The 12,075-nt window shown below is 56.5% G+C and carries 10 protein-coding genes; 6 read left to right on the top strand and 4 right to left on the bottom strand.

The features are described 5' to 3' along the window. Positions 1–142 precede the first annotated feature (142 nt). From Pan181_RS15790 to Pan181_RS15815, 6 genes are all read left to right on the top strand, one after another. Positions 143–562, top strand: a complete 420-nt coding sequence (locus Pan181_RS15790; RefSeq protein WP_145248008.1) for a hypothetical protein — start codon at positions 143–145, stop codon at positions 560–562. 349 nt (positions 563–911) lie between these two features. After that, positions 912–1,679 carry a hypothetical protein gene (locus Pan181_RS15795; protein ID WP_145248009.1) on the top strand — a complete coding sequence of 256 codons (768 nt, stop codon included), beginning with the start codon at positions 912–914 and terminating at the stop codon, positions 1,677–1,679. Between the two features lie 481 nt (positions 1,680–2,160). Next, positions 2,161–3,432: an IS4 family transposase gene (locus Pan181_RS15800; protein ID WP_145245135.1), complete on the top strand. Its 1,272-nt coding sequence runs from the start codon at positions 2,161–2,163 to the stop codon at positions 3,430–3,432. A gap of 1,263 nt (positions 3,433–4,695) precedes the next feature. Further along, complete coding sequence (locus Pan181_RS15805; protein WP_145248011.1) at positions 4,696–5,283, top strand: hypothetical protein; 588 nt, start codon at positions 4,696–4,698, stop codon at positions 5,281–5,283. A 209-nt stretch (positions 5,284–5,492) separates the two neighbouring features. Beyond that, positions 5,493–5,930, top strand: coding sequence for a hypothetical protein (locus Pan181_RS15810; RefSeq protein ID WP_145248013.1), 438 nt, complete (start codon positions 5,493–5,495; stop codon positions 5,928–5,930). Positions 5,931–5,985: 55 nt separating this feature from the next. Further along, a complete protein-coding gene (locus tag Pan181_RS15815) occupies positions 5,986–7,044 on the top strand; it encodes a DUF1559 domain-containing protein (RefSeq protein ID WP_145252264.1) in 1,059 nt (352 codons plus the stop codon). Positions 7,045–7,120: 76 nt separating this feature from the next. Here the strand turns inward: Pan181_RS15815 and Pan181_RS15820 are convergent, their stop codons facing one another. The 4 genes from Pan181_RS15820 to Pan181_RS15835 form a co-directional block, all read right to left on the bottom strand. Continuing rightward, a complete protein-coding gene (locus tag Pan181_RS15820) occupies positions 7,121–7,366 on the bottom strand; it encodes a MoaD/ThiS family protein (RefSeq protein WP_145248015.1) in 246 nt (81 codons plus the stop codon). 6 nt (positions 7,367–7,372) lie between these two features. Continuing rightward, complete coding sequence (locus Pan181_RS15825) at positions 7,373–10,372, bottom strand: anaerobic glycerol-3-phosphate dehydrogenase subunit C (protein ID WP_145248017.1); 3,000 nt, start codon at positions 10,370–10,372, stop codon at positions 7,373–7,375. A 112-nt stretch (positions 10,373–10,484) separates the two neighbouring features. Continuing rightward, positions 10,485–11,036 carry a GTP cyclohydrolase I FolE gene (gene folE, locus Pan181_RS15830; protein WP_145248019.1) on the bottom strand — a complete coding sequence of 184 codons (552 nt, stop codon included), beginning with the start codon at positions 11,034–11,036 and terminating at the stop codon, positions 10,485–10,487. A gap of 204 nt (positions 11,037–11,240) precedes the next feature. Continuing rightward, a complete protein-coding gene (locus Pan181_RS15835; protein WP_145248021.1) occupies positions 11,241–11,945 on the bottom strand; it encodes an LON peptidase substrate-binding domain-containing protein in 705 nt (234 codons plus the stop codon). Positions 11,946–12,075 lie beyond the last annotated feature (130 nt).

Genomic DNA, 12,075 nt, shown 5'->3' on the forward strand with positions numbered 1-12,075 from the left:
GGGTGCTACCCAGGCGATCGCCATCCAGTAAGTTGCGATGGTAACATTAGATACCAGCAAGTGTCGGATGGCCACTCTTGTTTTTGGGGAACCTCCACAACTGCTCCGTTACGCCCCCTGCCCCTCCCTCTGAAAAGGTTCCATGGAGTCACCTTACCAATCCCCCACCAGTGAGCCGAACGAGCACCGAGCCGGCAACCCCCTGGCAGGCGTGTTACTGTATGGCACGCTGGCTGTTGCCATCCTGTGCGTGGGGTACTGTGCAGTCGAGCTCTTCCGAGACCTTCACTCCGAGCTGCGCCGCGACGTCGTAGGGCTGCATCTGCTGCAGGGACTCAGCACGACCACTCTGATTACTGGTACCGGACTTTTCCTTCATGCAGTGATCCGTAAGAAACGGAAGCGAACCGTGATAGGTTTCGCCCTGCTAGTGATACTCTCCCTCGCAACAGGGCTGATGGCTGCTCGACGCGAGGCACTAATCCGGCAGCAATGCCTGGACGGGCTCAGGAATCTACGGAAGGCGATAGAGCAATACGAAGAGAGTCAGAATACCCCCTAGCGCAAACCGAGCAAAACCGCGCAGTTCACGACGGAACACTTGTGGCATTCGACTCTTTGAATCTTCGTCGTCGGGACTGCGCGTAGCCTCTGACGTGAGAAACAGAGTCGTTCTGGCCACGGATGAATACGGATCGTCAAGGAAGACGAATAAACAGATGCCTTCTCTATTCTTGCTTCTTGTCAGTAAAGATTCTGGTATCTTTGCTGGATGCGTCCCGGTAGCTATCGCCGAATAATCAAAGATAGAAATGCATCGACTATCTGTGGTTCGCGCGGTGGAGTGTATGCTTCTCTGTCTGCCTTTGGTAAAGTCACAGGAACAATAGACTCTGAATAGGAAATCACCAATGCAAGCTAGATTACATAACTTTCTCATATGCCTGTTAGTTTTTGTGCCAATGTTGGTTGGATGCCAAGACAAGAAAACGGGCACAGATTCAAAACAGCTCTTGAGAATCCCCACCGATCAAGCAACCGCAAAAGACACGCTTACGAAGTGGCGTCGAGCGCTATTGAATGGTGATGAAGAGGACTTTGTGGAATGCACTTTTGGGATAGCAGAAAACCTAAGGCCGGCCTACTTGTCAGCGTTCAAATCAATCAAGGCTCATCATGCATTTGAAAAGTCCGTTAATGAGAGATTTGGAGAACATGGATGGGAACAGTTCTTGGAATTGAAAATAGGCGGTGTTGCCTATTCACCGATTGAACTGGATGCTCCATGGTTAACTGAAGAGGAATGGAATGAGACAGTCTTTTTCGAGAATCCTGACGACCCTACCCAGCAAAAGGTATACATTCCAAGCTCAAGAAGCCCAGTCACTGTTCTGCCGGGACAATATGGTCCTGAGCACATTAGTTACTACCAAAACAATCCATCACACTTTGATCCGCTGCTATTGAAGAAGCGCCAGGGAGCGTGGTTCGTTGAGTTTATTAGGCTCAATGATTCGATTGACCCTAATTCAGTATCAGAGTCTCTAGAGTTCATTGTGAAATTTCATCAACAGCTCGAAGACAACTGGGAGAATGCTAGAAAGCAGTTAGAGCAGGACCAGGATACTCCTATGCTTGAGTTAAAGAAGACTGCATTTGGGGTGGGTAGTGAAAGTTAAGTCGATAAGCACGCAGTGCTGCCATTTTGGGAAGCCTCCCCAAGTGCGATAGCCGAGTTACCACAGCTTGCTTGCCACTGACAGCTTTGCCAGATCGCATGGCAGTAGCAACGGGTCGATCATGATCCGCCACGTTCCCCAATCACCAGCACTCTTACCCAGGGTAGCGTTTTGGCTCGCGGAGCTCGCCGGCGCGCAACTCTTCGCTGGGCGACGATTCCCTTTCAGGGATATGGAGGTGCTGAGGATGGATGTAGTGCATTGCCCTGGGGGCCACTGGCTCCGCCAGTGTTTGCTTGCTGGATGGTTTGTTGTGTGACCTGTTGAAGTGGGTGGGGACTGCACTTATCCGATTAACACGCAGTCGTATGTTCAGTGACTCCACTGAGTTTCATCACTGGCAAAGCCCATTACTGTCCGGAATTAATCTTAACCGATTCTGAACTTGCGCGGTGGGGAGTGGTGTGGTACGACATAGTCCATGCCTTCCCAGCGAGTTGCTAAAGACGAGCTACCAGTGTGGCCCGAGCAGGTCATTGGGGGGAAGTATGTCCGGCTTTTGGAGAAGTTTCTCAAACAACTCCGCTCGGAAGACGCCCACGGTAATCGCAAGTTATTTCTCGATGACGTGTTCGTAGCCTACCTGCTGGCGTTCTTCAATCCCACCATCCGCAGTTTGCGAACCATCGAAGATTTCAGCCAAACGGTACAGGCTCAGAAACACCTTTCGATTCGCAAGATCACTAGAAGTACGCTCTCAGACTTCAATCAACTGGCCGACCCCGAGCGATTGCAGCCGATTCTCGATGCCCTCCGCCGGCAACTTGCCCGCAAGTCAAAACGGCAATCGATAGGTGACGACGATCTCGACGAACTGCTCCAGCAGACCGTGGCCGTCGATGGCACGTTTCTCCCGGCCGTGGCCGAAGTCGCCTGGGCCATGTGCAATACGAACAATCATGGGGCGAAGAAGCATCGAGCGCGGGTGGATGTCCATTTGCCGGTGAGCACGTGGCTTCCCGAGGCAATCGTCATTCCATCCCCTGGCCAGAGCGAGGCCGATTCAGCCATCGAACGGTTGCAGCCCGGTCGTATCTATCTGTACGACCGCGGCTTCATGAGTTTCGCGCTCTTGGCAGCGCACTACGACGACACACACGCGTTGCAATCGCACTTCGTGGCTCGTTATCGCCCAGCGGGGGGCAATTCGCCCACGCTGCGGGAAGTGAAAAGTCGCGAACTCACCGAAAAAGACAAAGCGGCCGGCGTGCTCAGCGATGGAGTGGGACATTTCAAGTCTTCGAATCCGAGCCGACATCGAGTTCCCCGAGTGCAGCTTCGCGAAGTCATCGTCGCTTGCGAAGAAAAGGGAAAACCGTCGCAACTGCGGTTGATCACCAACCTGCTCGATGTACCGGCGCACGTGATTGCCATGCTGTATCGCTATCGTTGGCAAGTAGAACTGTTCTTTCGGTGGCTGAAGAGCTCTGCGAACTTCGGACACTTGATCAGCCACGCAAGCGAAGGGGTGCAAACGCACTTCTACGTGGCGGTCATTGCCGTGTTGCTGATGTACCTGCACACCGGTTATCGACCGAGCAAGTACCTGTTCGCCCTAATGGGACAGGTCGGCCGCGGGGCGGCAACCCTGGAAGAGATCCTGCCGATCCTCCGCGAGCGAGAACGTCAGAACGAACTGGCCCGGCAGTCGGCCGCGCGGCGGAGCGAGAAAAAGAAACAGCAATCGACTTAGAGACGCTGCCACTCGGCCGCGATTCTCACGCTGCCGCCTGCGCAATGTGAAAGGAAAAAGGCGGCGAGTCTTGATCGCGTAAGCCAATCCATGCAATCATAAGACGCCGCGCAACACTCCCGGAATGCAAAGAACCGAACTCCGGACAGTAATGGGCTTCGCCAGTGGCACCCAGAATGGGGCACGCTTAGGTAAGCGACCTCGCCACACTCATGTCTTCACCCACCCGCTTGCGGGAGGGTCGGGCTATCAGGCCCGGGAAGGGCCAGAGGCTTTGTGGGGGGATTCCATTTCGTGGGGCGATGCCCCGGGCTGACATGTAGCTGCCCCTTCGGGGCGTGGGATCCTGTGTGGCACCCAGCGACAATTCGTGTGAATTTGTGTGGTCGCTCTTGTCTCCCATCGCCAGCCTACGCCTTCGGCTGCGGGCTAAACGATTTTTCTAGAAGCTCAAGATTTCACTGGGAATTGGCCACCTGTGGTGTTCTAATGGACAGGTATGTTTTGGTCCGTTGTTTGTGGTCAGTAGTTCGTTGTTGGAGGATGGAAAGATGTAACCGAATGAATATGAAAACAAGTAAGGCCATTCACCAGGCAAGCGCGCTGTAGGAGCGGTCTCTGACCGCGATGGCCCTTGTGCTGGCGTTCACTGCTGCGCGTGTGTCAAAGCTGTAGGCTTTAAGCTGTAAGCAATAGGCTAGATCTTTCAGTCGCTGGAAGCTCCCTCAAGCTGACATTCCGCAAGTCAGAAATCATCATTCAGAAATCATATATCCCAAACTCTCCTGTCCCCTGAATCCTGATCCCTGACTCCTCCCCAAAATACTTTCCCATGGGTGGGAATCTATTTTGGGCAACTATTCCGGAGGTGTTGATGCAACTCATTGCTAACAAACGACTTGCGATTGATTCCCAGCGTGAAAATAGATTCCCACTCGATGCGTTTTGGGAAATGGGAATCTATTTGCGTGCGAAAACCACTGGTTTTGTAGCGTGCGTGCAGATTCAATTTTCCCATCGTTGGGTAAATTGGGAATCTATTTGCCCAGCGTTGGGAATCTATTGTCTCGTGGTGGGAAGATTGGAAAGCTTGCTGGTATCCAACTCCCCCCCCCCATTCGAAGCAGGTTCTGGTCTTACCAAGGATCCATCGAGAATCGATCGTTTGGTGCCCCGACTATTGTGAGTGAGGATCCGCACCAAGCGTTTGAATGCGTCCTACGTTCCGCTACTTTGCAGCCCCCTTTTTAGGCGTCCCCTACCATGTCTCGCAACTTACGTCGTTTATCGATCGCTTTAGCCGTCTTTGCTGTCGGTACGCTACTTGTATTTGGGGTGATGCTTCTCCGCGAGCGATCCCTGAGAGCGATCGAAGCCGATCAGCGAGCGCGGGCGGCGAAGTACGCCACGAGTGCGGTCGCCCACGCGAAAGAATCGGGTAATACTTATGTGTTCTATTGGGAAATGCTTACCGCGCTGGCGGCCGACGAAGAGTGTCGCGAGAAGGTAACCAGCCTTGAGTTCTCATTGGGAAGAGAGCCATTCGACGAACCGTTCGATTACTCGGTGATCCGCCAACTGACGAATCTCAAGCGCATCTACTTCTATTGCGGAGGTAGCGAGCAAGCGCTCAAGGCGGCCCAAGGAATGGAGTCGATCGAAGAGTTTAGCTTCGAACTCTGCGGCTCGAGTCCCGAAGAAATCGAAATGCTGGCAACGTTTCCGAAACTCAAAAAAGTGTCGTACAGCCAGGTGATGCGGCAATCCACCATCGACCACCTGAAAGAGTTGCTGCCTGGTGTCGATTTGAGGGGTTATGATGACGCAGAATTGATCGCAGGTGATCCATAATCTGTGCGATTCCGACACACACATTCACCTTTTCAGCCGAACGGTAATTTCTAAAAAAAATTGCCATAAACCCAATTTTGAGGGCTGACTTTGGGCGACGAAATGTTAATATTAAAAGTGGTCAAGTTAATCGCTTCTCTGCTCGTCCCAATTCAACTCGTCTATTGGCTACAGAGAAGCAGCGGCTCCCTAGAAGGAGATCGCCACAGGTGGCTCTTCAACAACAACGTGAACAACAAGTCCTTGGCGCTGGCTGGCTCCAGTGGTCGCTGGCTGCATGCCTGCTAACAATACTAGTAGGTTGCGGTGGCGGCAGCGGAGAAACGGCTCACCTCGAGGGTCAAGTAACCATTCATGGTCAGGCGTTACCAGCTGATGCGACTGGCGAACTTACTTTTCAACCCGTCGACGGTGGCAAAACCGTCAAAGCGGAAATCATCGACAGCAAGTACGACTGTCCAAAGTCGCCGACCGGCGAAGTGATCGTGAAGTTTTTCATCACGAGCCCTTCTGGCCCAAAGCGAATAAACCAACGTACAGGCGAAGAATATCAAGAGAAGGCAAACCTGGTGCCTGCTGGCTCAGCACCGGGAGTGTCGATAACCGTAACGGAGGACGATCCTAGCTTGGATTTCGACCTTAACTAGTCCCCTCTTTTCCCAGTACCGCGCTCCGGAGAGCAATGCGGTGGAGTATCTTTCCATGTCTACTAAAGCGAACCGAATCAAAGGCTTCACGCTGGTGGAGCTCCTTGTTGTGATTGCCATCATCGGCATTCTCGTGGCGTTGTTGCTGCCGGCGGTACAGGCTGCTCGCGAAGCGGCTCGACGGGCGCAGTGCATGAATGGCCTTAAGCAACTTAGCTTGGCAATGCTCAACTACGAGAGCGCACACGGCGGCTTGCCACCTATGGCGAAGCGGTGGGATGGTAATCGCTGGTACGACGATCATGGTTGGTACATGCCGGTGATGCCTTATATCGAACAAGAAGGCCTGGAAGACATCGTGCATCCCGAAGTTTCGTTCAGCGATCCGCTCAACGAACAGGCCCGTAAGACCTTCATTCCGATGTTTGCCTGCCCTTCAGACATTGGCCTGCAAATGAACGAATGGAGCTACCCCACGTGGGCACGTGTTCGTGGCAACTACGTGGTGAATGCTGGTAACACCGTGTACGGTCAGCACAACATCGGCAACTGCCCGAATTCTCCCTACCCGGCTTGCCGTCAATTCCGCGGTGGCCCGTTTGTGCCGGAGAAGGTTGGTAAGCTTTCGAAGATCACCGATGGCACCTCGAACACGCTGATGATGTCGGAAGTGCTGGTACTGCCAACCACCGCTGGTTGGGGTGGCCCTTACTCCGATATTCAAACCGCGCTCGGTGGTCAGACCTTTACTGGCTACAACACGCCTAACTCGTCGGATCCCGACGCCCTGGCACGCCAAGGCGAATGGTGGTCGAACGTAGAGTCGGGCTTCATTGAACAAGACCTGCCGACCCCGACCACGCCGGTTAGCGTGAGCGGCAACAGCGGACTTCCCAAGTCGGCTACTTCGGACGACAGCTTGAACCACAAGCAACAGTACGTCACCGCTCGCAGTAAGCACCCTGGTGGTGTGAACGTGTCGCGTTGCGATGGCTCGGTCGACTTCATCACCGACGACGTCACTCCGCTGGCCTGGAACGAAATGACCAGCTCAGGTGGCAAAGAAGGTACCGGCAGCACTTCGAGCTCCGGCGGTGGTGTGACTCCTCGCTAGTCGCAAGCACCACAAGAGACCTAAAGAGTACAGCGTTGCATGAGGCGACGCTCAACTGGGACTACCCAACTGGCACTTATCCCCCGCTCACCGGCGGGATAAGTGCCAGTTCTTTTTTTTGTTCTATCCGTTGCGAATCGAAGGCGAAGTCGCCATCCACCGCGATCCGGCAACTCGCAATCAACGGAGCCAAGCCCAGGTGCTGCTGGGCGAGTGCGACACGTAAATCGGCGACGGTCGGCGCTTCCGGCAACTCCACCAACACTTGGGTGGCACCTGCTAAGTCGCGAGCCGCAGCGAACAGTAGCACCTCGACCTGCATCGCTGGCTATTCTCCCGGAACGATCGCCGCGTCGGCAGCGTCAAACGGCAAGTCCATCAAGCCGTAGGCGGCCGCAATGACCTTGATCGGGTGGAGCGTCGGTTTGTGGCTGCCGTGGTCGATCTGAATTTTGCAGGTGCTGCACTCGGTGACCGACGCGTGATACGGACCGTCGCGGACTTCGCTAATCAGCGGCAACCCGATACGCAAGCTGTTGCGGTAGTTCTCTTTCTTGAGTCCCCAGGTGCCGGCCATGCCGCTGCAACCTTTTTCGACATCACGCAGACGCAGACCGGGAATCAACCGCAACAAATTGGCCGACGGAACACCGACCTCGAGCGCTTTCAGATGACAAGGAACGTGATGCGCCAGCTCGAGGTTTTGCGACTCGAAGTCGAGCTTCAACCGCCCACGCAGATGAAGCCGCCATAAGTAATGGCAGGCATCCTGAGTATTCTCGGCTACGAGTTTCACGTCTTCGTCGTCGGCCAGCATCGCGGGGTATTCCCGGGTGAGAGCCAACACGGCGGTTGGCTCGGTGGAAATCACCGTGTAGCCCAGCCGCACGGCCTCGACTAAGGTGGCCACGTTGCGATGGGCGATGCGACGGGCAACGTCGAGCGAGCCGGCCGTGATCAGCGGCATCGCACAAGGCTGCTGACTGGTCGGAATGCAGACTTCGACTCCGTTATGGCGAAGCACCTTGAGCATCGCTTCGGTAAGCTCGGTGTCGAAGTAGTTAGCGAACGTATCGAGGAAGAGCACCACGCGAGGGCGATCGTCATCGTAATGCTCGAGCCGATGCTTCGTAGCCCGGTCGAGAAAGGAATGGACTGCCAATTTCGGCAACGTGCGTGCCTGGCTGATGCCGAGGATCTTTTCCATCAGCCAACGAGTCTGTCGGTTGCGAAACACCCAGTTGGTAATGGTCGGCAGCCGCGACGCGAACCGCACTAAGCTGTCGATGCGCGAAAGCATCCAGTTGTGCATGTCGAGGCCATTGCTGGCAACGTACTCGGCCTTCGCTTCGACCATCAAGCGAGGGATGTCGACCCCAGCCGGGCACTCGAGTCGGCACATCTGGCAGTTCACGCACAGGTCGGCGACTTCCTTGACCGAGTCATGCAGCACCGCATCCGGCGGCAACTGCCCGGTGAGCACCGCCCGCATGATGTTGGCCTTCGCCCTTGGCGAGGCTTCCTCGCGCGGCGCGAAGCGATAGACTGGGCACATCCGCGTGTCGGGGCTCCGCGTGCGACACGCCGCGCAGCCGTTGCAGGCCCGGGCGGTGTGCGTTACCTGGTCGATGTCCCAATTCAGCTGCAACGCAACAAGCTGCCCTGCCCCGCCAAGCTTGGCCGGCTGAGCAGCAGAACTATCATCGGTAGCTGGCGCAGGGCGGTCGACATCGGCTACGACGCTCCGCAAGTGGTGAATCATCCGCGCGCCGGCCTGCGGAACCACCTTGCCAGGGTTCAAAATACCATCGGGATCGAACAGCCGCTTGAGCTCGCGGAACACACCAACGAGCGGGCCGTACTGCCCAGCAATGAACGGAGTGCGACTAAGACCGTCGCCGTGCCCGCCGCTGATGGTGCCGCCGAGTAGCCAGAGCTTCTCGTAAAGCTGGCCTGCAATGCGCTCCATCCGCCGCTTCTCGTTGGGGTTGGACAAGTCGAGCAGCGGGCGGACGTGCAACTGCCCGTGCCCAGCATGACCAAACACGCTGGCGGTCACCTGCTCGTGCTTGAGGACGTCTTGCAGATGGCGCAGGAACACCGGCAGCGCGCCGATCGGCACCGCCATGTCTTCCACGAAGGGGACTGAGCGACGCACCCCTTGCAGCTTGTGCAAGGTCGGCACGAACCGCTTGGCGAGTTCCCAGAACAATAAATTGTCGCTGGCCTCAGTCGCTACGTGGGCCTCGGCCGCCAGATGGTGCGTGGAAGTGACCAGCTCGACCACTTCGTTCAGGTTCACATCCACTTGCTCGCGCGTGTCGCCATCGAACTCGACGAGCAGCACCGCTTCGGCCGCACCGGGAATCAGCTGCTCGTAGCGCACATCTAATTCCCGCGCCAGACTCAGGTGCCGGCGGTCCATCAAGTCGCAGGCCGATGGCTTGACCATCAGGATGTGCTGCACCGCGCGGGCGGCTTTGTCGAGCGAGTCGAACACTAGCAACATGCACCCCACGTGCTTCGGCATGACCTGCGTCGAGAACTCCAGCTCGGTACTCAGGGCCAAGGTTCCTTCGCTGCCGATCAGTAGCTTCGCAAGGTTCAGCTCGCCATCCTTCAGCACGTTGCGAAGATGATAGCCACAGCTGTTCACTGCGGTGTAGATCGCTGTGTCGTTGATGATGGTGCGATTGCGTTCGATGAGTTCAGCGATCTGCCAGACCAACCGCTCGACCCGCTCTTCGGTGGTGGGAGACTCGATGTACTCCGGTTCGAATTTCGGCACCTGATGCACACCGGCGATGAACGTGGTACCGTCGGCCAGCACGACTTGCTGCTGGCGAATATGGTCGCGCGGGGTGCCGTAACGCAAAAAGTGGCTGCCGGTTGCGTTGATCGCAGCCACCCCGCCCATGGTGGTTACCTGGGTGGTCGCGGGGTCGGGCCCAAAGAGCCGGCCGTGCGACGCCAGTAGGCGATTGAGTTCGCCATGCACGACGCCCGCCTGCACGAGCACCGAGTCGGTCTGCAGCTTCAGCACGCGTCGCATGCTGTGCGAGAAGTCGACCACGATCCCTCGGCCGAGCGCAGCGCCGGCCAAGCCGCTACCACCGCCGCGGGCGTGCACCGGCAGGTTTTGTTCGCTGGCGTAACGGGCGACGGCCACCACGTCGTCGGTCGAGCGGGGCCGCACCACCCCTAGCGGGCGGATCTCGTAGATGCTGGCATCCGCAGCATAAAGCTGCACCGCCGTGTCGTCGCAACGCACTTCGCCTGCCACCAGGCCGCGAAGATCTTCCTCGATGCGTTGCCGTTCGGGATCCATAATGCGGTGGCGGAGGACAAATTTCGGGTGGCGTGGTTCGATAGCAGGCGGTCAGCAAGTCGCCTTCCAGCTGCCAGTATAAGCAACGCCTAAGGCTAGGTGCCACACGGATTTAGCCACCGTAAATGAGCTTCATCACCTCGCTGCGGCTCGATTCGTTCGACCGGAACAGCCCCTTCATGGCCGAAGTCACGCACAAACTGCCTGGCTTGCGGACACCACGGATGGTCATGCAGCTGTGCGACGCCTCGATCACTACGGCAACGCCTTTGACGTCGAGCTCGTCGATTAGCAGGTTAGCGATCGTCTCGGTCATGCGTTCCTGCACCTGCGGCCGGCGGCTAACCACCTCGACTACGCGGGCCAGCTTACTGAGCCCCACCACTTTGCCCTTCGGCACGTAGCCAATGTGGGCCTTGCCCGAAAACGGCAGCATATGGTGTTCGCACATGCTGTTGAAGCTAATATCGCGAACCAACACCACTTCGTCGTATTTCTCGGTAAAGTACTTCTCGAGGTGAATTCGGGGATCTTCATGCAGACCGCTGAACAACTCGGCATACATCCGGGCGACGCGGGCAGGCGTTTCGAGCAAGCCTTCGCGATCAGGATCTTCGCCGACCGCGGCCAGGATTTCGCGAACCGCCCGTTCGATGCGGGGCATGTCCACAGGGCTCCGCTGGGAGCTTGCGGTGTTTTCGCAGGTTTCGCCATCTAGCGAACCAGATTCGGATGGTTTATCCACTTGTCGTTCCTGAATACAAATGACAGACCGACCAAGTTGACCAGCGGCCACCGCCTGTCGGTTTCGATACTATAGGCACAGAGAACTATTATGACGCCCCGAGTAGGGCTGGTATAGACGCCGCTAGTTGGTGCTAAACGGCGGCGGGAAGTCGCCGGTGCTCTGACTCGAGGGAGCCGAGGCGACGCGATCGTCGAGCAGCTCGAGCAGAATTTCAGCTCGCTGCTTCGCGCATGGCTGGGCCAGTAGATTCAGCTTCACCTCGCTACTCAGCGGCAAAGCATAGGCCATCAAGTCGGTGAGGGTCGTCAGCGGCAGTTCAGTAGCTAACAACTGACGCACCGCATGGGGAGCCTCACCTCGGCGGACACAACCGTCGAAGATGGAAGTGAGCTGCTTTCGCAGCTTGCAGCACTCCCCTTCGGCTTTGGGAAGAAACTCTTCCATTAGTTCCGCACGGGCTTCGCGGAAACTACGCACCGCCGGCAACTCTTCCTCTAGTCGAAGTCGGGCAACTCCCATGAGCAGCAGGTTGTAACATCCGTCGGGTAGCTTATTGTGCAGCACTACCTTGCCGAGGCAGGCCCACGGCTCAATAGGCGGCCGCCCTGCGTACTCGGGCTCCCAGCCAGGCTGCAACACCGGCATGGCGATCAACTGGTCAGTCGCTAGCGCATCCTGCATCATCTCCCGGTAACGTTCTTCGAAGATGTGCAGCGGCTGCACAACGTGCGGGAACATCACCAAGTTGGGGATGGGAAACAGGCGAACTCGACCCGAAAAATCGTCGGGGTTGAATTCCACATGCTGTAGATCAGAAGGGTTCATCCTGGAGCTGGTAGCTGAAGAGTTGGCGACTGTAGGGTTAGCGAGATTCCTTGCTCATCTATCATTCATCATATGCAGCCATTCGGAATTGAAAAGCGAGAAGCTTAAAAGTAGTTGCCCGGGGAATTGG

Origin of the sequence: Aeoliella mucimassa (assembly GCF_007748035.1) — a bacterium.
Lineage (GTDB): Bacteria > Planctomycetota > Planctomycetia > Pirellulales > Lacipirellulaceae > Aeoliella > Aeoliella mucimassa.

What these genes read in the sequence shown, in the direction of transcription:
- Pan181_RS15820 (WP_145248015.1), bottom strand. Translation starts at nt 7,366, where the DNA reads ATGCAGGTCGAGGTGCTACTGTTCGCTGCGGCTCGCGACTTAGCAGGT.
- Pan181_RS15815 (WP_145252264.1), top strand. Translation starts at nt 5,986, where the DNA reads ATGTCTACTAAAGCGAACCGAATCAAAGGCTTCACGCTGGTGGAGCTC.
- Pan181_RS15795 (WP_145248009.1), top strand. Translation starts at nt 912, where the DNA reads ATGCAAGCTAGATTACATAACTTTCTCATATGCCTGTTAGTTTTTGTG.
- folE (WP_145248019.1), bottom strand. Translation starts at nt 11,036, where the DNA reads ATGCCCCGCATCGAACGGGCGGTTCGCGAAATCCTGGCCGCGGTCGGC.
- Pan181_RS15805 (WP_145248011.1), top strand. Translation starts at nt 4,696, where the DNA reads ATGTCTCGCAACTTACGTCGTTTATCGATCGCTTTAGCCGTCTTTGCT.
- Pan181_RS15790 (WP_145248008.1), top strand. Translation starts at nt 143, where the DNA reads ATGGAGTCACCTTACCAATCCCCCACCAGTGAGCCGAACGAGCACCGA.
- Pan181_RS15835 (WP_145248021.1), bottom strand. Translation starts at nt 11,945, where the DNA reads ATGAACCCTTCTGATCTACAGCATGTGGAATTCAACCCCGACGATTTT.
- Pan181_RS15800 (WP_145245135.1), top strand. Translation starts at nt 2,161, where the DNA reads ATGCCTTCCCAGCGAGTTGCTAAAGACGAGCTACCAGTGTGGCCCGAG.
- Pan181_RS15825 (WP_145248017.1), bottom strand. Translation starts at nt 10,372, where the DNA reads ATGGATCCCGAACGGCAACGCATCGAGGAAGATCTTCGCGGCCTGGTG.